General features: G+C 60.8%; 20 protein-coding genes. 5 read left to right on the top strand and 15 right to left on the bottom strand.

Annotated features, from left to right (window positions below; translation table 11 throughout):
* Positions 1-2246: Ig-like domain-containing protein (locus FJ978_RS24120; RefSeq protein WP_181180430.1), on the bottom strand; the 2246-nt coding region annotated here is incomplete at its 3' end.
* 324 nt (positions 2247-2570) lie between these two features.
* On the opposite strand from FJ978_RS24120, the gene FJ978_RS24125 reads away from it, so the two are divergent.
* Entirely contained in the window at positions 2571-3554 is a 984-nt protein-coding gene (locus FJ978_RS24125) for a transglutaminase-like cysteine peptidase (RefSeq protein ID WP_140574506.1), read from the top strand.
* 79 nt (positions 3555-3633) lie between these two features.
* On the opposite strand, the gene FJ978_RS24130 is transcribed toward FJ978_RS24125, so the two are convergent.
* From FJ978_RS24130 to FJ978_RS24145, 4 genes are read right to left on the bottom strand one after another with little or no spacing between them, the layout of a single operon-like run.
* Positions 3634-4269: a ribbon-helix-helix domain-containing protein gene (locus FJ978_RS24130; RefSeq protein WP_140574508.1), complete on the bottom strand. Its 636-nt coding sequence runs from the start codon at positions 4267-4269 to the stop codon at positions 3634-3636.
* Positions 4259-5548 (bottom strand): HlyD family type I secretion periplasmic adaptor subunit, encoded by a 1290-nt coding sequence (locus FJ978_RS24135; protein ID WP_013893809.1) that lies wholly within the window; start codon positions 5546-5548, stop codon positions 4259-4261. The genes FJ978_RS24130 and FJ978_RS24135 overlap by 11 nt, the downstream gene beginning before the upstream one ends.
* A gap of 43 nt (positions 5549-5591) precedes the next feature.
* The gene (locus FJ978_RS24140) at positions 5592-7724 is read right to left on the bottom strand and encodes a type I secretion system permease/ATPase (protein WP_140574510.1); all 2133 of its coding nucleotides are present in this window, start codon (positions 7722-7724) and stop codon (positions 5592-5594) included.
* Positions 7725-7766: 42 nt separating this feature from the next.
* On the bottom strand, positions 7767-9215 hold the full coding sequence (locus FJ978_RS24145) for a TolC family protein (RefSeq protein WP_140574512.1): 1449 nt from the start codon (positions 9213-9215) through the stop codon (positions 7767-7769).
* A 329-nt stretch (positions 9216-9544) separates the two neighbouring features.
* Between FJ978_RS24145 and FJ978_RS24150 the strand changes: the two genes are divergently transcribed.
* Positions 9545-10081 (top strand): hypothetical protein, encoded by a 537-nt coding sequence (locus tag FJ978_RS24150; protein ID WP_140574514.1) that lies wholly within the window; start codon positions 9545-9547, stop codon positions 10079-10081.
* Between the two features lie 24 nt (positions 10082-10105).
* Here FJ978_RS24150 and FJ978_RS24155 read toward each other — a convergent pair whose 3' ends face one another.
* The 10 genes from FJ978_RS24155 to FJ978_RS24200 form a co-directional block, all read right to left on the bottom strand.
* Positions 10106-10687 carry a hypothetical protein gene (locus FJ978_RS24155; protein ID WP_140574516.1) on the bottom strand — a complete coding sequence of 194 codons (582 nt, stop codon included), beginning with the start codon at positions 10685-10687 and terminating at the stop codon, positions 10106-10108.
* Entirely contained in the window at positions 10684-11262 is a 579-nt protein-coding gene (locus FJ978_RS24160; protein ID WP_013893814.1) for a L,D-transpeptidase, read from the bottom strand. Before FJ978_RS24160 ends, FJ978_RS24155 begins: the two co-directional genes overlap by 4 nt.
* Positions 11246-12409, bottom strand: coding sequence for an AAA family ATPase (locus FJ978_RS24165; RefSeq protein ID WP_140574518.1), 1164 nt, complete (start codon positions 12407-12409; stop codon positions 11246-11248). Before FJ978_RS24165 ends, FJ978_RS24160 begins: the two co-directional genes overlap by 17 nt.
* The gene (locus tag FJ978_RS24170; RefSeq protein WP_140574520.1) at positions 12406-13059 is read right to left on the bottom strand and encodes a TadE/TadG family type IV pilus assembly protein; all 654 of its coding nucleotides are present in this window, start codon (positions 13057-13059) and stop codon (positions 12406-12408) included. Before FJ978_RS24170 ends, FJ978_RS24165 begins: the two co-directional genes overlap by 4 nt.
* 2 nt (positions 13060-13061) lie before the next feature.
* Entirely contained in the window at positions 13062-13622 is a 561-nt protein-coding gene (locus tag FJ978_RS24175; protein ID WP_246678191.1) for a TadE/TadG family type IV pilus assembly protein, read from the bottom strand.
* Positions 13623-13627: 5 nt separating this feature from the next.
* A complete protein-coding gene (locus tag FJ978_RS24180) occupies positions 13628-15064 on the bottom strand; it encodes a pilus assembly protein TadG-related protein (protein ID WP_140574524.1) in 1437 nt (478 codons plus the stop codon).
* Between the two features lie 72 nt (positions 15065-15136).
* Positions 15137-15415 carry a hypothetical protein gene (locus tag FJ978_RS24185; RefSeq protein ID WP_246678192.1) on the bottom strand — a complete coding sequence of 93 codons (279 nt, stop codon included), beginning with the start codon at positions 15413-15415 and terminating at the stop codon, positions 15137-15139.
* A 4-nt stretch (positions 15416-15419) separates the two neighbouring features.
* On the bottom strand, positions 15420-16862 hold the full coding sequence (locus FJ978_RS24190; RefSeq protein WP_140574528.1) for a type II and III secretion system protein family protein: 1443 nt from the start codon (positions 16860-16862) through the stop codon (positions 15420-15422).
* Between the two features lie 55 nt (positions 16863-16917).
* Positions 16918-17979, bottom strand: coding sequence for a Flp pilus assembly protein CpaB (gene cpaB / locus FJ978_RS24195; protein ID WP_140574530.1), 1062 nt, complete (start codon positions 17977-17979; stop codon positions 16918-16920).
* Between the two features lie 104 nt (positions 17980-18083).
* Entirely contained in the window at positions 18084-18293 is a 210-nt protein-coding gene (locus FJ978_RS24200; protein ID WP_140574532.1) for a Flp family type IVb pilin, read from the bottom strand.
* Positions 18294-18832: 539 nt separating this feature from the next.
* Between FJ978_RS24200 and FJ978_RS24205 the strand changes: the two genes are divergently transcribed.
* Genes FJ978_RS24205 through FJ978_RS24215 form a run of 3 tightly spaced genes read left to right on the top strand, consistent with a single transcriptional unit; the run spans position 18833 to position 22158 of the window.
* Positions 18833-20218: a CpaF family protein gene (locus tag FJ978_RS24205; protein WP_140574534.1), complete on the top strand. Its 1386-nt coding sequence runs from the start codon at positions 18833-18835 to the stop codon at positions 20216-20218.
* The gene (locus FJ978_RS24210; RefSeq protein WP_140574536.1) at positions 20218-21189 is read left to right on the top strand and encodes a type II secretion system F family protein; all 972 of its coding nucleotides are present in this window, start codon (positions 20218-20220) and stop codon (positions 21187-21189) included. The genes FJ978_RS24205 and FJ978_RS24210 overlap by 1 nt, the downstream gene beginning before the upstream one ends.
* A gap of 18 nt (positions 21190-21207) precedes the next feature.
* Entirely contained in the window at positions 21208-22158 is a 951-nt protein-coding gene (locus tag FJ978_RS24215) for a type II secretion system F family protein (RefSeq protein WP_140574538.1), read from the top strand.
* Positions 22159-22181 lie beyond the last annotated feature (23 nt).

Consider the following 22181-nt stretch of genomic DNA (forward strand, 5'->3'; position numbering starts at 1 on the left):
GCGTCGCTGTTGTTGCCCGCATTGTGGTCGGCCAGTTCGCCGGTGCCGGTCGGCAGGCCCTTCTCATCGACAACCGCGGTCGCATTGACCAACGGCGTCCCGCCATCCGGCGTCACCGTGATCGTCGGCGTCGAGTCCGCCTTCAGCGTCAGCGACACCGTCGCCGTCGATTTGTCTCCATCTCCGTCGATGACCGTGTAGGTGAAGCTGTCGGCCGTCGAGGAACCACCCGCCCCGGCATTGGGGGTGTAGGTGAACAGATGGGTCGTCGTGTCGTAGCTCACCACGCCCTGCGTGGCTTGCGTGAACGTCACCTTCGAGGCATCGCCAATCGCAACGCCATCGGCGCCGAACACGTCGTTGGCGAGCGCGTCGATCGTGACCGGCATATTCTCCGTCGTCTGCGTGGCACTGTCGTTGTTGGCGTGCGGCCCATCGTCGTTGACCTTGACGGTCAGCGAGCCGTTGGCGGTGTCGCCGTCGCTGTCGGTGACCGTCACCGCGAAGTGCTCGCCGGTCGCCTGGTCGGCGGCCCCGATCTGGTTGGGGTCGGCGTTCGCCACATTGTGCGCCAGCGTGTAGCTGTAGCTGTAGACGCCGCCGGTCGAGGTCACCGTCAGGTCGCCATTGGTGCCGTGCACGACGATCGGAACCGCAACCGTCGCGGCGGTCACGTTGATCGGATTGCCGTTCTTGTCGATGATCACCAGCGCCTGCAGCGTGTCGCCGCTGGTGGTGATGTTGAAGGTGCCCGCCGTCGTCTCGGACGCGTCGCTGTTGTTGCCCGCATTGTGGTCGGCCAGTTCGCCGGTGCCGGTCGGCAGGCCCTTCTCATCGACAACCGCCTGCGCGTCGGCGGCGGGCGTGCCGCCGGTCGGCGTCACCGTGATCGTCGGCGTGGAGTCGGTCAGCAGCGTGATGGTCACGGTGGCGGTCGAGGTGTCGCCGTCGCCGTCCTTGATGGTGTAGTCGAACTTCACCGTTCCCTGTTCGCCCGCGCCGGGCGTGTAGGTGAAGGTGCCGTCATTGTTGTAGGCCAGGCTCCCCGTCGCCGGGTTGGCGCCGTTCTGCGCAATCGTGTGCGTCACGCCGCTCCAGTCGACGCCGTCGGCGCCCGCCGTGTCGTTGGCCTTGACGTCGACCGCGACCGCCGCGTTCTCCGTCGCCTGCGTGGCGCTGTCGTTCACCGCAACAGGCACATCGTCGACGATCTGGACTGACAGCGTGGCGGGAGCGGAGGTGTCGCCGTCGGTGTCGGTCACCGTCACGGTCATGTTGTCGTAGATGGAATCTGTGCCGGCGCCGGGATGGGGCTCACTGTGGACAAGCGTGTAGCTGTAGCTCACCTGGCCGGTGCTGGCATCGTAGCCGGTGATGGTCAGCGTGCTGCCGAGCGGCGTGGTGATGCTGACCGGCGTCGATGCGCTGTTGGCAAGCGCAGCACCCGAGATCGCCTGGCCGGCGATCGTCAGCGAGCCGACACCGTCGGGGGAGGAGATGGTGAACGTGCCGGTATTGATCTCGCTGGTGTCGGGAGCCGAGGTCAGGCCCTTTTCATAGACGGTGGTGTCGCCGCCAGTGGTCTCAGGCGTCAGGTCGATGATCGACGGTGTGGAATCCGGCAGCAGGCTCGGAAACATTTCGCGGTGCTCCAGCTGGCCGAACGCCAGGTCTGTCGGGGGCAACAGCGCCGACAGGTCGAACCCGTCGCCGATGCCGCCGGCGGGAACCGAGAAGTCTCCGCCCGCGCTGGAGGTCGAGCCTCCCGGGCCGGCCGACATCGAACCGTCGGCGCCGAAGGCAACATCGACATGGCTGGCCTCGAGCGCGGCGATCAGGGCAACGCGCGGCACCTCGACATCGCCAATGAGGAAGGCGGGCACGTGAAGGGCGCCATCCTTGATCACGATGACCGAGCCATCGGCCTGTTCGAGCACCAGATTGTGGCCGTCGACCTTGATGTTGTCGATCGAGACGTTGGCTGGAAGCTTCACGACGTTGCTGGCGTCGGCCACGTATTCGTGGGGGGCGGGTGCAGCTGCTGCCTTCGCCTCCGCGGGCGCCTCCGGCGTCACGGGTGCGCCGCTGCCGACATCGACCGGCACAGGTTCGGCCGCTGCCGGCTGCGTCGAAGCCGCCTGGGCGACCTGGATCTCCGCCGGCGATGTCTGACCGTGATGGTCACTGGCGGCGGAATGCTCGTCCCAGGACCTTGCAGCGGTGTCCAATTCGATATTGGTGGTCATTTGCTTGTACCCCTCCGGAATTTCCCGGAAAGAGACAGCGCTCACCATTGCTTTGCAACGGTTCATCAATCTATTTGATATACTGCAATATGCACAAAATCGTATTTTTTACGCGTGGTAAACCGATAACATATATTCCGTTATATATTGCCGATATCAGTGGCGATTGACGGCGGCCCGCCTCCGTCTGGATGGTAAATGAAAGTATAAATTATAATAAAGTTTTATGCAAAACAGACGAAGTAAGTTCTGTCGTCGTTATCTACCTTCGTTGCCAATAATTTGAGACAAGATTGGTACCGTCCACAGTCAAAGGTGGGCGTTATGAAAAAAGAAAAAATCGCGCCGGGGACAACCGGTCTCAAACTGCTCTTGCTGACGATCGGCCTTGCGGGCCTGCCGCAGCCATCGCTCGCGAGCCCTCGTTTCGAGGGTGTCGCGTCGGTCGGCGGGCTCGGCGAAAAGGTCGAGGCGCCGCGTAGCCTGGGTGGCGTTTCCCTGGAAAGGTCCGGGCCCTGGCAGCCGGTCGCGGGATACCAGCCCGGCATTGTCTCCATGAGCTACACAATCGACAACGCCAATGCCGGCGTTGCGCCAACGCCCGCCGATGTCCGACCCGCCGATGTTGGAATTGATCCCATCCAGACGGCGGCGATCATCCCCGGCGTGTTCGGCTCGGTCGCGCTGTCCATGCACAACTTTCCTGTCGCGGCGCGGTGGGCGCCTGTCTACCAGGCAATCGTCGGCTGCACGGCAGGCAGTGCCTGCGAGCATAAGAGCGCGGCTTTTGCCACACTGATCTCGACGGCACAGGGCAAGGGGTTCACCGAGAAACTGTCCCTCGTCAACAGCGGCATCAATCGCCTGATCGCCTACCGGAGGGACAGTGTCGTCTATGGCAAGCTCGACTATTGGGCGAAGCCTTCGGAGGTGCTCGACAAGCGCGCCGGCGACTGCGAGGATTTTGTCATACTGAAGATGACCGCCCTGCTCAGGGCCGGCATTCCCGCGCAAAGCATGGCGCTCGTCGTCCTCCAGGATCGCAAGCGCGGGTTCTTCCACGCCGTCCTGTCGGTGAGCACGGCGGATGGCGCGTTCATCCTCGACAGCCTCCACAACACCGTCCTGCGTGACAGCGATCTCCCCGACTACGTTCCGCTCTATTCCTTCAGCACGGATCGCGCCTGGATCCATGGCTCGAGATCGGGCAATGCGCAGGTTGCCGAGATCAAGGGCGGCTTTGCGGGCGTCGCACCTGGCGAAGGATTGCAGCCGGATATGGCTTTGGGGAAGCTTGTGCGAAGATAAGCAGCGGCCGCGGGATCGAAGCGACGGTTTGGTGCATGCGCAGGAGATACGGACTCTATCCGTTCCCATGCGATGCGCTTTAGCCGCTGACGAACGCCATCAGCAGGTCCTGTTCGATCAGCGGCGCCCGCACCGCGTTCAACTGGCCGCGATAGCGTCGGTCGCCGGCGCCGATGACGAACCCGCTGGCGACCGGGGTTTCGCCATTAGCATCCAGCCGCGCAAATATGTCCGCGACATTGAGATCGAGTGCCAGCCTGAGATCCTGACGCCCGTCATCGTTCGGCGCCGTCGGCAATTGGCGCTTTACCAGCTGTTGGAACGGAGCGTTGAAGGTCAGGATTTTTTTCGACGATGAAAGGGCAAAGGCGGGCGAGGGACAGGCGACCAGTATCGCGCTGATCGTCCGTATCGATGCTAGCCTTTTCAACGTCAGGTTTTCTTCCGCCATATCACGTATGCAGGCAACTCTGATCGCCGATGTCAGGTTGCCGGAAGCAGGCTGACCTTCGGCGATCTCATCGACAAGCATGCCGATCGTGCACTTCCGGCTTTCCGCCATATGCCTCAGCGATGTCCAGAAAGCCCGCTCCAGGCGGATTCCGCGTCGTATGCCGAGGCGCGCGACGACCCGGAACTCCATGCCGAGGTCTTCTGCCTTCGTCGGCAGGAGCAACCGGTCGAGAACGGCGGGAGGAGTGGCGCTATCGTTCACTCATTGCCTCCTCTCGTGCCTTGTTGATCGGCTTCAGGAGGTAGGTCAGGATCGTCTTGCGTCCGGTCTTGATATCGACGGAACAGATCATGCCGGGGATGATTGAATAGGCCTTGCCGTCTCTTTCCAGGGTCGACGTCTCCGTCGCCACGCGCACCTGGTAGTAGGGTTCCCCGGTCTTCTGGTCGACCAGGCTGTCGGCGGTGATGTTGGAGACCTTGCCTTCGATGCCGCCGAAGATCGAGAAATCGTAGGCGGTGACTTTAATGAGCGCCTCCTGGTCGGGGCGGATGAACGCGACATCCCGGGGCGAAACCCGTGCCTCCACCAGCAAGGTCTCGGAGGTCGGCACGATCCCGGCCACGATCACGCCAGGCTGGACAAAAGCGCCGACCGTGTTGAACTCCAGCGTGTTGACGATACCGTCCACTGGAGAGCGAATGTCGGTTCGGGCCACTTTGTCGGTCGCCCCTCGAATGGTCTCGTCGACGACCGAAAGATCGGCCAGCGCCTGGGTCAGGTCGATCAGCGCCTCCTGCTGCAGCTGAAGGCCCAGTTCCTCGACCTGGAGTTGGGCTTCGGTGATGGCCGATTTGGCCTTCTTTATGGTCTCGCCGGCAAGGTTCAGCTGCCCATGGAGTTCGGTCTGTTCGCGCTCGACCCGGATCTGCTCGGTCCTGGCCATCAGCCCCTTTTTGACCATGGCCTCGACCAGCTTTGTTTCCTGGTCGCTGATGGCCAGGTTTTTGGTAAGGCGATCGGAATCGGCCATCGCCTGGTCGAGTTCCTTCTCGCGCTGATCGAGCCGGGACTTCAGCACGGACAGTTTGTTGTCGAAGTTTTCGCGTCGTGCGATCAGGAGCTTCTGTTCATTGTCGCAAATCTGCGGTGCCGCGGCCTGAATGTCGTCCGGACAAGGAAAGGATCCCGTCAGGTTGCCGCTCTGTTCGTATTTGAGCCTGGCGATACGCACTTCCAGCGCGCGCGCCTTGGCCTGTTGTTCGCCCAGGCTGGACGTGTTCAGCGTGTTGTCGAGGCGAATGATCAGATCGTTCTTCTTGACGACCTGGCCGATCTTGACCGCAATTTCCTGAACGACGCCGGGCTCGCTGGCTTGAATGATCTGGGTCTTGGAGGCGGGTATGACCTTGCCGTCGCCACGCGCGATTTCATCGACTTCGGCGAAGGACGCCCAGGCGACAAAAGCGACGAACAGCGCTCCTATGATAAATATGGACGCCGATGCAAAGAATGGCGGCCGATCTTCCCTAGCAAGCATTTACCAAACCCCATTATATTGATCTGGATCAATATAATTTGTCTCAAACATTTGTTTTCTGCAGCGCCTGTATGACTTGTTCTTTCGGTCCGTCGGCGACGATCTTGCCCTGCTCGATCACGATCAGCCTGTCGGCCAGCTCGAGCATGCTGAAGCGGTGGGTGGAGACGATCAGCGTGGTGCCGCGGTCAAAGGCCACCTTGAGCTGCTTTATCAGCTGACGTTCCGAGGCCAGGTCCATCGAGCCGGATGGCTCATCCAGGAAGACGATTTTCGGCTTGGTCAGCAGCAGCCGGGCAATCGCCACCGTCTGCCTCTGTCCGCCGGAAAGGTTGGTGCCGCGCTCGCCGACGTTCATGTCGTAGCCACGCGGATGGCGGGAGACGAACTCGTCGACACCGGCAGCCCTGGCCGCGTCGATGATCTGCTCATCGGTCGCTTCTGGGCAGGCCATCAGCAGATTTTCCTTGATGGTGCCCGAGAACAGATCGCCAGCCTGCGCAACGATGCCGACCGCGGCGCGAACCTCCGACGGGTGGTATTGGCGGATGTCGATCCCGTCCAGCAGCAACTCGCCGGAAGTCGGCAGGAAGAGCCTGCCGATCAGCCGGCCCATGGTCGTCTTGCCGGATCCTATCCGGCCGATTATGCCGATCCGCTCGCCGGGCCTGACGGTGAAATTCAGGCCGGACAGAACGTCGTTTTCGGAACCGGGATAGACGAATCCGACGTTCTTGAATGCCATAGCGCCATTGCGGATCGGGCGGTTTACGAAGCCCACCGTATCCGGCCGGTCTTCCGGTTGCGCCATGATCGAGTTGACCATCCGCAAGGAGAGCATGGCCTGGCGAAACCGCGACAGTGTTATGGCGATCTGGCCGAGGGGGGCCACGGCCCGGCCCGCCAGCATCACCGTCCCGATGATAGCCCCTGTCGAGACGTGCCCTTCCGAAAAGGCATAGGCGCCAGCCACCACCAGGGCGACGGTGACCAATTGCTGTATCGCCTGGGTGATGTTGCCGGCTGCCGCCGAAAGCTGCTTGATCTTCTCGGACGTGTTGGCGGCGTTCTTCGAATGCTCGCCCCATTTGCGCAGCAGATAGGCTTCGGCGCGCAGGGATTTGATCGTTTCCAGCGTGGAGATGGACTCCACCAGCAGCGACTGGCGCTGCGAAGCCTCGTTCATCGAGGCCGCGACCCGCTTGCCGATGCGCCGCTGCGTGACCAGGCCAACGGCGACCGACGCCAGGAAGGCCACGGCCGGAATGATGACCAGCCAGCCGCCGATCGCATAGATGACCAGCAGGAAGACGAACACGAAAGCGGTGTCGATGAAGACGCTGATGGTGTTGGAGGTGAAGAACTCCCTCACGAACTCATATTGCGTTATGCGGTTTGCGTACTCGCCGGTCGAACCGGGTCGCGCCGACAAGGACGAGTTGAGGACTTTCTCGAACAGCATATAGGAAATCCGAAGATCGGCCTTGCGCCCGGCATAGTCGATGAGCGACGCTCTGGCGGTCTTCAGAAGCAGGTCGAACACGATGACGGCGCCGATGCCGATGGCCAGGACCCAGAGCGTCGATATCGCCTTGTTCGGGAGGATCCTGTCGTACACGTTCATGGTGAAGATCGGCGAGGCGATGGCGAGCAGATTGATGAACATCGCCGACAGCACGACTTTCGAATATGTGCGCCAGAAGCCTCCCATCGTCCCCGTCAGCCAATGTCGCCGCTCGATCTTCGGCGCCGAGCCGACGCTCATCGCCTCCGTGGCGTTGGCGTAGGTGATCGAGAAGGACACACCGCCGCTGATATAGCTGGCAGCGAGTTCCGATCGGCTGATGGCGGTGCGCCCGTCCTCCTGGGGGGCGGTGAAATAGTCGCCGCCTTCCTCCTCGGAGAGCAAGGCAACCGGCAACTGGCTGACGCGAAAGACAATTGCGGGCAGATCGATCCGCCCGCGCAGGAAATCGCGATGGCCAAACGCCCGCGCTTCCAGACCTATGCGTTCGGCAAGGTTGCGGATGTCGTCGACCTCGACGCGGGTATCCGACAGCGGCACGCCGGCGAACAGCACGGTCTCGGCGCTCGGTCGGCCGAGATACGCGGCAACGGCCGAAAAGCAGGCCTTGAAAGCCTCCTTCGGCGACAGGATATGGGGTTGCTGATTCACGATCTGCCCGCGAGGACTGTCGGTCGCGCCTTACGTCGCTGCTTACTTTTTCCTGACCGGCGCCAGAATGTCGAAGGGCAAGTCATTCTTCTGTTCCGAGGGCGTGCGCGCATAGGTTTCGGTGTCAGCCGTTTCCGGTGCGGCGAACTCGGTCCGTGCGTAGGCGTTGGCTTGCTTTGCCGGCTGGATATCCATCGTCTTCAGCAATTCCCCGGTCGCAGCCAGAAGCCGGTACTGGGCAAAGAGTGACGCATAGGATGCGGTGTCCGCGAGCGTCGCGGTGTTGAACCGCGTATTCTGCGCATCGAGCACGTCTAGCAGCGAGCGCTGCCCGACCTTGAACTGTTCGCGATAGGACGCGACCAGCTTTTCGTTGGAGGCGGCCTGCAGCTTCAGCGTCTTTGCCAGGTCGGCCTGCCGGAAGCGGCGATCCCATGAGGTGCGAACGGCTTCTTCGATCTCGCGCAGAACCTGGTGCATGGCGAGCCGCTGTTCGCTGGTGCGGCGGATCTGCTCCTGTTCATTGGCTTTGTCTATGCCGCCCCGATAGAGGTTCCAGCGCAACACCAGGCGCGCCTGCAGGTCGGATGTGTCGCCATTGTCGCCGTCGATATCGTATCCCGCCCGGGCTGTGCCCTCGGCGACGATCGAGGGACCGTACTTCGCTCGGGCCGCGTCCACCAGCGAGGCCGCCGCGGCGATATCGCTGTTGGCCATATGGACGCGCGGGTTGTTTGCTCGTGCCAGACCCAGCGCATCGTCCAGCGACCTCGGCAGCGCGGCCGAAACGTCGCCCGGCCTCGACGCATTGGTCAGCGGTTTCCCGACGGTCTTGAAAAACCGTATCTTCGAAGCCTCCAGTTCCTCCGAGGCTTCCTGCATGCGGGCCTTGGCCGCGAACAGCCGCTCCTCGGCCTGTTGCCGGTCGGCTTCGTTCAGCCCGCCGCCCGCAATGCCTTCCTGGATGTCGTGGAGAATAGCCTGATGGAAGCCCAGGTTCTTCTTCGCCTCTGAAACGATGGAAGCCTGCAGCATGTATTCGAGATAGTCCTGGACTACCGAGAGCCCGATGAACTCGGACCGCTCCAGCACGCGGAACGACGCACCATCGACGCGCGAGGCCTGACGATCGAGCTCGGCGCGTCTTGCGCCGCTGTCATAGACGGTCTGTGAAACCGTCAGATCGGCTTCTGCCGGGTAGAGGTTGTCATCATCGAGGGAAAGCGCGCGACGCGACGAGTTGTCGAGACGGCGAGCCCCTCCGGATGCTTCCACGTCGACGCTGGGAAGATAGAGTCCCTTTGCCTGGCGCAATTCGAATTCGATCGCCTCGCGATTTTCTATGGCCTGGCCGATCTCGGGATTGGACTCGACGGCTACCGCCACGGCCTCCTTGAGCGTGAGGGCATTTGCACCCCCGCAGGACAGCATCGTGGCTGCCATCAGAAGACCAAGGCGCTTGCCCATGGCCGAAATGCCTGTTGTTTTCATTTAGCCCGCCCCAACTTTCCCCAACGCCCTTTTTCGGGCGCCACAACCAAGCCTGGGCCCAAGCCAGGCCGGCCGTCGGTGGATCATCTACCAGATTCACGAAATATGTGAGTAATTATTAATTTAGGAAATGCTAAAAGGCTTTTTCCAGCCAGAAGACCCGCGTGATGTAGCAAAAATGGCACATAAACCGACATGTACGGTTGTGGAGCCGTGCCGGCCTCTGTCGATGGCGCCGGCCAATAGGCATCTTCCTAATGGGCAATCCCGGCCGTTAAGGCTTGCGCAAGTTCTGCCGTCTATCATCGATTGCTAATGTGGAGGGCGACATGAAACGCAAGCCGATTCTGCTCTTTCTCTTTCCCGCTCTTGTCCTTGCTATCCTGGCGGGAGCGCGTATCGCGACATTCTTGCTGGGCGCCTATCCGGCGAGCCCCACAATGTGGTGGATCTGGCTTGAACTGCGGCCGTTGTCGACGATGTTCTGGCAACAGGTCGACTTCTATCTGGACAGCTCGATGGTCCTCGATTTCACGATCCTGGCTGCCGCCTTGATCGTCAGCTGGCTTGCCTGCCACGCCCGCAAGCGGGCTCCATTCTTTCTGGCCAACCATCTGGCGTTGCTTTTCGTGGGGCTGATGATAGCCGCCAGCAGCCAATCTCAGACGGCGAGCACCATTGCAGCCTTTACGGCGCCCAGCGGCCTCCAATTCTCGCTGATGGTCGATTTCTCCTGGCAGAACAGCCTGGTCCTGCTTCTGGGCGCGGCCGCGTGTGTTTACTGTCACATTGCCTTCCTCACCGAAGCGAGACAACGCGCCGAGCTGCGGGCAATGCAGCTCGTCACCCTGCAGCGGGATCTCTAGAAGAGGCCGTCAACGCCGGCGGCTTCAATTGATCTTGCGGTAATAGACCTTGCCGTCCGGCTGCTCTATGCGCTGGTAGTTGGAGTTGGGGGGAGGCGGCGCCGAAGCGATCCTCCTTTTGGGCGGTCGTGCCGCTTCGTCGACGCTGACCTCGCTGGCGGTTTCGCTATCGAGCGCCTCGGGCGCTTCCGCCACCGCGCTGGTGGTAACCTCGGATTGTTCCGCCGCATTCGGCGGACTGTTGCCGGCGACGGCGGGCGGGGACTGCTCCAGCCTGGCAAGGCTGCCATTGATTTCGTTGAAGTTGCCCTGCAACTGGCTGTCCAGTTTTTCGAACCGGCTCTGGAAGCCGTTGTTGACCGTATCGAGCCGCGCCGCGATCCGTTGCTCGAATGCTCCGAGCTGCTCCAGCCGCGCCTCGACGGAGCGCAGGTCGTTGATGCCCCGATAGAGGTAGATGGCAGCCGCCATGTTGACCAAGGTGATCAGCAAGGCGCCGGCGGCGGCGACGCCGATCGCTTTTGTGTTGCCAGGTCTGTCGACGGCGACCTGTTCGCGTTTGCCAACATCGATCGCCGGCATGCCCGGCTCGCTGATCGTCGTCATTGAACCACCACCTTGGCGCCGATCGGGACGCGCTTGAAAAGGTCGATCACATCGGTGTTGGTGAGGCGGAAGCAGCCCGATGTTCCGTCGAAGCCGACCCCTGACGGGTCATTGGTGCCGTGGATTCGATAGAGCGTGTCATGCCCGTCCCGAGACAAATAGAGCGCCCTGGCGCCGAGCGGATTGTAGGGGCCGGCCGGCACCATTTCCGGCAGCTCCGGTTGGCGGGCACGCATTTCCTTGGGCGGGCGCCATTGCGGCCATTCCGTCTTGGCTCCGACCTTGACGACCCCGGTCCAGCCGAAACCGTCGCGCCCGACGCTGATCTTGTAGCGAAGTGCCTGGCCCTGGCGCGTCACCAAATAAAGCGCCTTCTCGTCCTTGCGGATAATGATCGTTCCGGGCTGTTCGGCGGTTTCGAAGGCGACTGTCTTGCGCAGGCTTGGGCCCATGGCCGGCAGCGGCGGAGCACCCGCGGACCCGGCATGGGCGCCGCCCGGCATCACAAGCGCCAGGCCCGCGATGCAGGCGGCGGCCAGCCCCGAGGCGATCCGATGCCTATCGGGCAGCGTCATCGAGCCGCTCTTTGAACATCGTCTTCAGATCCTTGTTGAAGCGCGCCCGCCCATCCACTTCCGAAGGCAGGATCGCCCGGTTCAGGGCATCGGCGAGAAGCGCGTTGTCGAGTGCCAGCGACTTGATGTGCGGCGCCTTGAATATCTTCTCCAGCTCGCTGCGCGAGAAGTGGTTCCCGAACCATTTGCGCTTGTGCTTGTTGGCGACGAGCGTGATATTGACCGCGTTGCCGCGCAGTTCGCGGATCTTGCTGTAGAGCCGCTTGCCTTGCCGCAGCGACGCCACATTGAGCTCGAACACGATGAAGATCTCGTCGCTCGTCGAAAGCACCGAATTGTGCCAGGGCGTCTCGAGATTGGGCAGGTCGATGACGATGTCGTCGAAGCGGTAGGCGACGAGATCCAGAAGCCGGAACACGAAATCGCTGCCACGCGGCTCGAAGGGCAGTTGCGGCCGCTCGAACGCATAGAGGGTGAGGCCGGACGGGCGCGAAAGCTTGATGACGTCCATCAGCTCGACGTCGAGCCGTTCGGGCTGGCCGATGATGCCCGTCAGGTCGAACTGGTTGAACTGGTTGATATAGGCGCCGCAATTGGCGCTCTGGAAATCGAGATCGACCAGGCAGGTCGAAGCCGCGCGCTCGGCCGATTTCGAGGCCAGGAACTCGGCCGCCGACAGCGCGAGCGTCGTGGCGCCGGCGCCGCCGCTGGCGCTGATGAAGGTGATGATGCGGCTTTTCGTCCCCTGGTTGCCGGTGTCGTGGAAGGTCACCGCGTTGAGCAGCTCCTTGCCGTCGAGCGGCTTGTGCAGCCAGTCCGAGGCGTTCATGCGCACCAGCACGCGCGTCTGCTCCGAGCTCAGCTCGTCGGAGACCGCGATCAGCGGCACGGAGGCCCACAGCGCGCGCGCCTCGACGATGCCGGGCCTGCCGAGCAGTCCGCCGCTGCCGAGATCGAGAATGACGATGCCCGGGCGCGCATCGGCGGGCGGGCCCTTGAGAAAATCGTCCGTCTCGGAAACCCTGACGTCATAGATCGCCAGCGCATCGAGCCGCGTCGCCACTTCGCGCTTGAAGTTCGGATCCGAAGAGAACAGCGCCACCTGCTTTCGCTTGGTCGGCGTAACCTTGGTGTTCATGGCGTTCATGATGGCGCGCTCGTTTTCAGGTCTTCGCCCGTGACCGTGCTCAGCATGGAGGGCATGGTAATGTTGCTGAAACCCATCAGTCCGTTGAGGAAGAAGAACTGGAAGGTCACGTTCTGCAGACTGACGGTGATCGTCGGCACCGGGCCGCCCAGGCGGGTTTGATAACCAAGCCCGGTTGCAGTATATCTGACAACTACGTTAGCCGGCCGCAGGAATGGATAGAAATGACACATGCCGGGCCGTTGTCCCGCGGCAAGCGCCGGGCAATTGCCCGTACCGGTCGCGTCGCCGCGAAAAATCCGATTGAAGTTCGTGTTGAAGGTCGCGATCGTAGAGGCGACAGCCACGCATCCGGAGCCGGTACAACTGCAGATGGATGTGGCGCCGTTGCATTGATAATCGAAATTTCCCGCCGGGATTGGAGCGCCCGGCGTGGTCGCAACCCCCGCAGTGGCAATCTCAGGCACAATCGGATCCGAAATAGAGGCCAGGCGCGCGCCGATCTCTACCGCCTTGGTGGCCGCATTCCACTGATAAAAGGCATTGCCGAAATCAACGAAACCGAGGACGAGCGCAAACAGAAGGGTCGAAACAATGGCCATTTCCACCATCGCCGCGCCGTCTTCCGATTTTGTGAAATGCCTGATCATGTTCAGAACCGGATCAACCGCTCCTCGTGAGTGCCGTGAAGAGTGATCGGGCCGATGCCGATAAATGACAGCATCCCGACCCCGGCGTACGGGTAGGAACTGGTCGCGTGGACGATGCAGACTTGTGGGGTTGTGGAGCGATATTTGATGACACCGGCTTGCACGGCGTCATGGCAATCGGCGGGGGCGGCGATGGTCACCGTCGCATTGTTCGACACTCCCCCTGATTTCTGCCAGCCGCTGACGCGCGGGCTGTCCGTCACCACGCCTTTTACGACAGTCAGCACGGCCTTGCCGTAAACCGCGATGTTGGCTGCGATATCGGCACAGTTGATCGCCAACCCCGCGTCCGTATACAACTGGCTGTTGCATCGCGCGGCATAGCGAGCGCCGTCCGTCAGTCCGGCCTCCATCAGGAATTTGTCATGGATCAGATTGCCAAACTCGAACACCCCAGCCGACAAGATCAGCATTAGCGGCGTGACCAGAGTCATCTCGACGAGCACTGCGCCGCGTTGGTCGTGTCGAAATCGATCCAAAAATCGGGCCAGCATCTTGAACATCGCCATCACCGATAGAGCTGGACTTCATCGCGCAGGAAATTGTCGAGCGTGCCGTTGCCGGCTTTCGACGTGATGTCGATGATCTCGCCGTAGATATCAGCAGAAGGCGGCGATCCGGCCGGCTCGGTCACGAACACGCTGGCAAAAGCTTGGACAGGATAGGGACCATGAGATCCCTGTACCTGATTGGCCACGCAGTCGAGGAGGGCGACGTAGATCATCCTGCGCTTCGGGTCGGTACTGGCTTTTTGGGGGTTGCATTGGGGCAGCGTCTGTTCCGCGACATTGGTCAGCCCCGGGTGTGTAATTTCGTAGTTGTAGACGGTCCACCGGCTGGAATCGGCGGGAAGGTCGGCCGGCAGCGTCGAGGTGCCATGGTTGACGCTCCAGTAAGTTGGCAGGTCCCAGACGCCATTGCCAAGCCGGCTGAACCCGGTGATTCCGGCGCAGCCTCCCGGCGCAGAGAAGCATTTATCCTGCGGCAACTTCATATAGTTGGCGGCCGGGGTTCCCGTCGGAGTGACATAGGAGCAATTTCCTTGCTTGTCGACCTGCTTCGCCATGCCTTTTCGAACGTTGGGGGCGGGCGGATAGGTCGCAGGGTCCAACTTGTCGTATATGTCGAACCGGACATTTATGCCGGCATTGATAGGCGGGACATTGCCGGGCGCCAGATCGACCCCGTCGTCCTTATAGCAAGTGAGGGGCTTGGTGGATGCGAACATGTTAGTCAAATCGGGCGTCGCCTGGCTACCGTCTGGCGTTTTCAGGAAGCCATAGTCGCCCGGACCGTACTTGTTGCCGCCTCCCTGAGCCTTGAGGGCGACCATCGGCCGCTTGTTGCCGCGCAGGGTGTCGCCAAGCGCTTGGATGCTGGAATACGGGTTACAGATGAACATTGGCGTGAAGTCGCAGACGCTAGTCGAAAAGCCGGCAACTGCAACCGCACCAACATTGAACGACCCACTGGCGCCTGGCGACAGGAAAGAAACCGGGAAGATCGCAGAGAAGCCGACTGGTGTCACCTTGATCTCGACGTATCGAGCCTTCGATGCATCGCCGACCTCATCAGTGATGATGTTGGCAGCGGCTATCGGCAGATTGTCGGTGGCTGGCAGTGATTTCAGATAACGTCTCGTTACTCCAGCAGCGGCTAGCGTGGCTGGCGGTCCAGCCGTGGTCGAGAACGTGTATTTGTTCGAAACAAGCGTTGCCAGAGCGAAATCGGCCCGTGTGATGCTGTCCGCCTTGCCATCAAGCTCTGCTGCATCGGCAAGCGCCAGCGCATCGGCGCCCTTCTGCAGATCGTTATGTAAATTGTTGACCCGGCTCATATCGATCGCCAGCAGCGAAAAGCCGATGATCGCCGGCAACGTAACGCAGACGAGGATCAGCGCTATTCCCCTCTGATCGTGCCAGAACGCGCGAATGGTCCGCAGCATGGCTTTACTCTCTGCTTTCTTGCGCCAGAGCCCCTCGCTTGCCCGGCGCCCTTCCGCATCCTTCTGTTCACTTCACGGCGTCGTCGTCACACCCGATCCGCCGACATTGACCGTGATCGCCGGCGGCGGTGGCGGTGGCGGTGGAAATTTGTAGTCGTGCGCGACGAGTGCGGCGCGCGTGCCGTCGCCTTCGATATGTGTGTTCCTGGAGTTTGGATTGAGCGGGTCGACCGTCTGCAGCATCGAATTGAACTTCTGCGTGTCGCCCGCGGCCAGGGTCACCGAATCGTAGTGGTTGAGATAGTCGGCGGCGCAGCCCGTCAGCAGGCCGGTGCTCAGAATGAGGATCAAGGCGCTATTTCTTGACATAGAGCATCTTGTCCTTCGATTTGAAGTCGAGCATGTGGCCATAAGGGCCGGTGACGCCGTCGCCCGTTTCATATTTGCGGATCATGTCCTTGTTCACCTCGAGCTGACCGAGCACGAAGAATTCGGGATCGTTGGCCGGCCGCGTCTTGTCGAACGGTGTCGCCAGCTGCTCGCCAGGCTTCACCGGCCGCACGATGTGCGGCGTGACGATGACCACCAGCTCGGTCTCTTCCTTCTGGTTGCTCGAATTGCGGAACAGCGTGCCGATCACCGGCACCTGGCCGAGCCATGGCACCTGGTCCTGCAGCTTGGTGGTCTTGCTGGACAGAAGGCCGCCGACCGCGAAGCTCTGGCCGTCGCGCAGTTCGACGACCGTCGACAGCTTGCGGTTGGTGAAGATCGGATCGCCTGCGGTGGTAAAGCCGGTCAGGTCGCTGACCTCTGGCGCCAGCTGGATGTGGATCTTGTCGTCGGCGAGCACGATCGGCGTGAACAGAAGATTGACGCCGAACTGCTTGTACTCGATCTGGGTAAGGCCGTCTTTGTCGACGCTGCGAATTGGGACCTGGCCACCGGCATTGAAGCTGGCCTGCTCGCCGGAAAGCGTGGTGAGATTGGGATTCGCAAGTGTGCGCACCACGCCTTTGGTTTCAAGCGCCTCGATGATCAGGTCGACCTTGAGGTTACTGTCGATAATTTGGGTGATCAGCGCAGCAAACGGATTTGACTTTGACAACAGCCCGCTGACCAAGCCGCCAGCTCCGAGTTCCTCTCCTGTCTTGTCCACCGTGCCGATGCCGGTACCAAGCCGAGTGGAGCCGCTGCCGTTAGAGCCGCTAAACGACACACCCAGATCGCGCCCAGCATTGCGCTTGGCTTCCAGCACGCGCACTTCCAGATTGACCTGCTGGCTGTCATCCACGGTGACTGAATTGATGATGGCGTCGGGACCATATTGCTGCGCCACCTGCATGATGGCCTCTAGCGTGGCGCCATCCTTGACATGGCCGCCAAGCCTGACCTTGCCGTTGATCGAGCCGATTTCGATGCGCGATCGTGGCGATACCTGGCGGATGGCCGCCGCCATGTCGCTGACGTCGACGCCGACCTCGATCTGGATGACGCCGAGCGAGCGCTTGTCGGTGGAGAACAGATTGACCGTGGTGGTGCCGGCGCCCTTGCCGATGACATAGAGCGTCCGGTCGGTCATCGGCTGCGCATCGGCGATCTTCTCGTCGCCGACGACGATATCGCCCAGATTGGCATTCACCTGGATGGTCACCGATTGCGACATCGGCAGGAAAACACGGTGGACGCTGGGGCTCGACACGTCGATGAAACGGTCGGCCGCTTCGGCCGCCAGGCTCGACAGCAACAGCGCCGTCCAAACGGACAACGCCGCCGCCATCCTCAACCAAGACCCCTGCATCCCCGTCTCCCCAATCGCTGCCTTGGGCAGCGCCAAACTCATCGCCGCGCTGCTGTTATGGTTGTCGCGGCACGTCGTATGTCTCGAGCTTCACGCCCCGAAAAACCCCGACCGTGGCCCGTGCCGGTGGCTCGGGCTGCACATATTTGACCACTTCCTTGACGACTTCATGGACTTCCGGCGCCGACGCCACGGCCGGAGCCGGCTTGATCTTGCTCAGATCGTCCAGCTTGCTTCCCACTCGGTCCACGGCCTGTGCCAATCCCGCGATTTTATCGTCGGCGCGTTTCCGGTCTTCTTCGGCGCGCTTGCGCTCCTCTGCAGCCGCGGCCTCCGCAGCGGCCTTTTTGCCGAGTTCGGCTTGCCTGGCAGCGACGTCGGCCGGCGTTTCGCCGGTCAGGTCGGAAAGTGTAATCCGTTCGGTCGTCTCGCCCTTGCTGGCGGCGGCCTGGCGAAGGGCCAACGACAATTGGCCTGCGCCCGCCGCCAGGGTCAGCTTCTGGGCGTCCCTGGTGCTGGCCTCGAGCGTGACCGATTTGACCACCGTCGGGCTGTCCTTGCTCTCGTCGGCCACCTGGTCGACGGCGAGCACCTTCATGCTCTGCAGCAGCACGTCGACAAAACTCTTGTCCGCCCCATCATTGTCACGCACTGTGCGCGTCAGCAGCACATCCACCCGATCGCCCGGGAAGACGAAGCCGGCAACGCCAAGCACGTCGTTGACGCGGATGGACACGGCTTTCATGCCTTCGCCAAGCACCGCGGAAAGCGTGGCACGCTGGCCGGGGCCGGTGATCTTGGTTGCGAGAACAGGCTCGTTGATGCCGATCGCCTGCAGCGCCTGCTTGGCGCCATCACCAGCCAATAGTTCCTTTGTTGTCTTGAACGCACCGGCTGGAACCGCGCCCGCCGGCCATGCAACTTCGCGCAATTTGTCGGCTGACAGTATGTCGCCGAACTTGAGTGCGGCCGTCGCCACCACGACCGTGTCTTCCTGCACGCCGTCCGCCTTCGCCATCGCGCTGCGCTGTCCAGCCAGCCAGATATTGACCAGTACTACAGCGAGCACGCCGAACACGCCGGCGAGAACGATCATGATAACAGTGTTTGCGCGCATTCTTCGCTGCCCCCGCAGCCTACAAAGTCGTCTGCTGCCGACCCACAGTCTTGTCGCTTGGAACTGGAGCCCGGACCGTCGGTCCGGGCTCGATGTATTTCAAATCAAGCCGGTGTTGCGACGCAGCTTCCAGTGATCGCGCCATTGAGCGTAGTGCAAAGGCTGGTGAACGCACCGGTCACGTAAACGCCGATCGTAATAACGGCGGCGATTGTAGCCCCCGCAATCAGGCCGAGAAGAATCGTATATTCGACCATAGCAGCGCCGTTTTCGTCGTCGCGGAACTGCCGGGTCATCGTCATGAGCTTCTTCATGTCAATTTCTCCCTTTGGAGTTTGAACCCGACGAGACAGAGCCAAGGATGTACCCCATACCCAGCATCCCCCGTCATCTCGATCCTAGGTCCCGAGAAAATGCGGTGTCAAACGGGATTAACGGTTCCTTAACTTTCCAATACATGGATTTTAGATTCGAGAGGGCGCTTAAATTTCAGCAAGAGCTTGATTCGTCTAATTTTTCAAGCGCTCTTAACCATTCGTTCACAATTATGTCCGCCAGCTAATTGAGGGACCACTATTTTAGGAATGCTGCATATTCCCTTATATCTAAGGGGTTAGAGCCAATTTGTGGAGCGGGATTCCCGTGCCGGAGTGCGCATGGGTGCAGGGCACTAAAACGCTCAGCGTGCCTCCGGTGTTTGACAGCTTCGAGGTTGGAAATAAAAACGATATTTTTTTGGCACGCTCCTTAACTATGTTGAAAGTATTGGCCGAGCGTGAGGCACCCGGCGCTTGTGCGTCGCTTGGTTAACGTTTAGTTTCCGCTAATATGGGCTAGAGGGGTATAAGGGATTATGCTGGGGCGGTTCATCAAGGGTGGCGAGGCGCGGATCGAACCAAAGATGGAGTCGATCGCGGTCCTCCCTGTTGCCCCGATACAGTCGCCTGCCGCCGGCATCGAATCGCATGGCGACGATTTCCTAACACTCAAGGTCGAACTCCACAGTCATCTGATCGACCGGTTCAATCTCGCAGCACTCGAAACGGCATCGAAGGATGAGATACTCAACGAGATCCGGCCGATCGTACGCGAATTTGTCCGCGCCCGTGCGGTGCCTCTTAATGCTCGCGAGCTCGATCTACTGACCAGCGACACCGCCGACGAGATGCTAGGGCTCGGGCCGATCGAACCGCTGCTCAAGGACGATTCGATCGCCGACATATTGATCAACACGCATAAGCGCGTGTTCATTGAACGACGCGGCGTGATCGAGGAAACGTCGATCCGCTTCCGTGACGAGGCGCATTTACTGCGTGTCATCAACAAGATCGTCTCGGCTATTGGCCGGCGCGTCGATGAATCAGCGCCGATGGTCGATGCCCGTCTGGAAGACGGCTCGCGCGTCAACATCGCGGTACGACCGATTTCAGTCGATGGGCCGCTGGTCTCGATTCGCAAATTCTCCAAGAACCCCTATTCGCTTGAGCGTTTGGTGGCGTTCAACTCGATCCGGCAGCCGATGATCGATCTGCTGAGGATCGCCGTGCAGGCACGCAAATCGATCCTGGTTTCCGGCGGCACCGGCAGCGGCAAGACAACCTTGCTCAATGCGCTATCCAGCTACATCCCGTCCAGGGAACGCCTGATCACCATCGAGGATGCGGCGGAGTTGCAATTGCAGCAGCCGCATGTCGGCCGGCTGGAGACGCGCCCGCCCAATGTCGAGGGCAAGGGCGAGGTTCGCCAGCGCGAACTGCTGAAGAACGCGCTGCGCATGCGGCCCGACCGCATCATCGTCGGCGAGGTGCGCGGCGAGGAAGCGTTCGACATGCTGCAGGCGATGAACACCGGTCACGAGGGCTCGATGACCACGATCCATGCCAACACGCCGCGCGACGCGATCTCGCGGCTGGAGCAGATGGTCGGCATGGCGGGCATGCCGATGACCAATGATTCCATTCGCGCGCAGATCGCTTCGGCTATCGACATTGTCGTGCAGACACAACGGCTCTCGGACGGCGGCAGGCGCGTCGTTTCCATATCGGAACTGACCGGCATGGAAGGCAATGTCATCCAGCTTCAGGAAATCTATCACTTCGTTCGTCGCGATGTGACCGCGGAAGGCAAGATCATTGGCGATTTTCGCGCCACCGGCGTTCGACCGCGTTTTGCCCAGGAGGCGGCCACGCTTGGTCACCATTTCGCAAAAGATGCTTTCAATCCGCAGGTTCCGCTCTGATGCCGACCGGCCAGACCTTGCTCTACTTCATTTACGTGCTGGCAGCTGCGTCGGTGGTCCTCGCGGCGGAGGCGCTATACGTCACCTATGCCAAGCGCCGCTCCCGTGTCGGCACAATCAACCGGCGGCTGAGACGGCTTTCCGAAGAGGCCCCAGCCGAACAGACGTTGCAGGGGTTGCTCCGTGAACGTGGGCTGACGGGCTCGGGTGACTTTCTCTTCGGCCTAGTCGGGTTGAACAGGCTCTATACCCAATCCGGCATCACCGGAAATCCGCTGTCTTTCGCCGCGATGTTCCTCCTTGCTGGTCTTGCCCTAGCGCTGCTGCTCTCGCTGCTTCTGAGTTTTTCCGATTTGTCTTCCATCATCATCTTTGTGGTGATTGGATTTGCCCTGCCGCTCCTCGTTCTTCGACGCGCCCGCAACAAGCGGATCCAGAAATTCGCGAAGCAACTTCCGAACGCACTCGACATGATCGTCCGTTCGCTACGTGCCGGACATCCGGCTTCGGTGGCGGTTAGCCTCGTCGCTCGCGAAATGCCCGACCCGCTCGGCACCGAATTCGGCATCGTTTCCGACGAGATCACCTTTGGCCTCAGCATCGAGCAAGCCGTGCGGAAGCTTTCGCAGCGCGTCGGGTTCGAGGGCCTTCACCTATTATCAGTATCGCTATCTATCCAGGCAAAGACCGGCGGCAATCTGACCGAGATCCTGTCCAATCTTTCGTCCGTATTGCGCGAAAGGCAGAAACTGCGGATGAAGATCAGGGCGCTTTCGGCGGAAGGTCGAATTTCCGCGTGGATACTCTCGTTGTTCCCGGTGTTCATGCTCGCAATCCTTATGCTCATTGCGCCGAGATTCTATGGCGACGTCTGGGATAGTCCTCTCATTAGTCCTGTGTTCCTCGGCTTCGGGTCGTTGGCATTGTTGGGTACCTTTATCATGCACCGCATGGTCAACTTTGATTTCTGACGGGAGCGTGTCATAAACCTGTTCTCCAACCCTCTGGATTTGAGCCTCCTGGTTTCTATTGCTGTCTTCCTGGCAGCAGTGGCGCTCTTCCTTTTCGGCGCGCTTGTCTTCATGCCTGCATTGCAAACGCGGAAACTGGTTTCGCAGAGCCTGATGGCAGAGGGAATTACCAATCGCCGCTCTATGCTTGGGCAAGACCAGCTTGCCAGGATTTCAGCACAACGGCCGGTAGACGCCTACTTCAAGTCGATCGAGAAGGAGCGGCAGGAGCCAAACGCCCTGGAAGCAAAGCTCTTTCGCGCCGGCTTCTATCAATCGAGCGCGCCGCTAATCTATACACTGTCTCGCCTTGGTACGGTCTGTATCGGCTTTGGAGTGACGTATGCACTGCTGTCGCGGTTGTTGCCGCCTCAGGTGCCCAGTCTCATCGCTTTTTTTATTGCAGGGCTGCTGGGGCTGGCGGGTATTATCATTCCAAGCGTCGCTCTCGATCGCTTCGAGAGTTCTCAGAAACAGGTCTATCGTCGCGGCTTCCCCGATTTCATGGACATGATGATCACCTGCGCCGACGCGGGGATGAGCCTCGAGGCGGCGGTCGAGCGTGTCACCGTCGAACTGGCCGGCACTCACAAATGGTTGGGCGTCCAGCTTTCGATCATGAATCTGCAGTTGCGCGCCGGCAAGCCGCTGCGGGAAGCGCTGCGCGAACTTGCCGACCGAATCGGTCTTGAGGAGGCACGCGCGCTGGCGGTGCTGTTTCGACAATCCGAGGAACTTGGCACAAGCCTTACCGACGCCTTGCGTGTCTATAGCGATGAAATGCGCGGCCAGAGAATCCTTCGCGCTGAAGAGGTCGCCAACGCTTTGCCGGTTAAGATAATGATTCCATTGGGATTGTGCATTTTCCCGGTGGTGATGATGATCATCATGTTGCCGCTGATCATCCGAATGAAGGGCATTTTCTTCTAAATGGTTATATGCTTTGATTCTAA

The sequence above is a fragment of the Mesorhizobium sp. B1-1-7 genome, from assembly GCF_006442705.1.
Classification (GTDB): Bacteria; Pseudomonadota; Alphaproteobacteria; order Rhizobiales; family Rhizobiaceae; genus Mesorhizobium; species Mesorhizobium opportunistum.

Bases quoted from the DNA above. Each gene is read 5' to 3' on its own strand.
- FJ978_RS24160 (WP_013893814.1), bottom strand. From the start codon at position 11,262: ATGACGCTGCCCGATAGGCATCGGATCGCCTCGGGGCTGGCCGCCGCC.
- FJ978_RS24150 (WP_140574514.1), top strand. From the start codon at position 9,545: ATGAAACGCAAGCCGATTCTGCTCTTTCTCTTTCCCGCTCTTGTCCTT.
- FJ978_RS24175 (WP_246678191.1), bottom strand. From the start codon at position 13,622: ATGTTCAAGATGCTGGCCCGATTTTTGGATCGATTTCGACACGACCAA.
- FJ978_RS24135 (WP_013893809.1), bottom strand. From the start codon at position 5,548: ATGCTTGCTAGGGAAGATCGGCCGCCATTCTTTGCATCGGCGTCCATA.
- FJ978_RS24165 (WP_140574518.1), bottom strand. From the start codon at position 12,409: ATGAACGCCATGAACACCAAGGTTACGCCGACCAAGCGAAAGCAGGTG.
- FJ978_RS24170 (WP_140574520.1), bottom strand. From the start codon at position 13,059: ATGATCAGGCATTTCACAAAATCGGAAGACGGCGCGGCGATGGTGGAA.
- FJ978_RS24200 (WP_140574532.1), bottom strand. From the start codon at position 18,293: ATGAAGAAGCTCATGACGATGACCCGGCAGTTCCGCGACGACGAAAAC.
- FJ978_RS24125 (WP_140574506.1), top strand. From the start codon at position 2,571: ATGAAAAAAGAAAAAATCGCGCCGGGGACAACCGGTCTCAAACTGCTC.
- FJ978_RS24145 (WP_140574512.1), bottom strand. From the start codon at position 9,215: ATGAAAACAACAGGCATTTCGGCCATGGGCAAGCGCCTTGGTCTTCTG.
- FJ978_RS24180 (WP_140574524.1), bottom strand. From the start codon at position 15,064: ATGCTGCGGACCATTCGCGCGTTCTGGCACGATCAGAGGGGAATAGCG.
- FJ978_RS24205 (WP_140574534.1), top strand. From the start codon at position 18,833: ATGCTGGGGCGGTTCATCAAGGGTGGCGAGGCGCGGATCGAACCAAAG.
- FJ978_RS24190 (WP_140574528.1), bottom strand. From the start codon at position 16,862: ATGCAGGGGTCTTGGTTGAGGATGGCGGCGGCGTTGTCCGTTTGGACG.
- FJ978_RS24155 (WP_140574516.1), bottom strand. From the start codon at position 10,687: ATGACGACGATCAGCGAGCCGGGCATGCCGGCGATCGATGTTGGCAAA.
- cpaB (WP_140574530.1), bottom strand. From the start codon at position 17,979: ATGCGCGCAAACACTGTTATCATGATCGTTCTCGCCGGCGTGTTCGGC.
- FJ978_RS24210 (WP_140574536.1), top strand. From the start codon at position 20,218: ATGCCGACCGGCCAGACCTTGCTCTACTTCATTTACGTGCTGGCAGCT.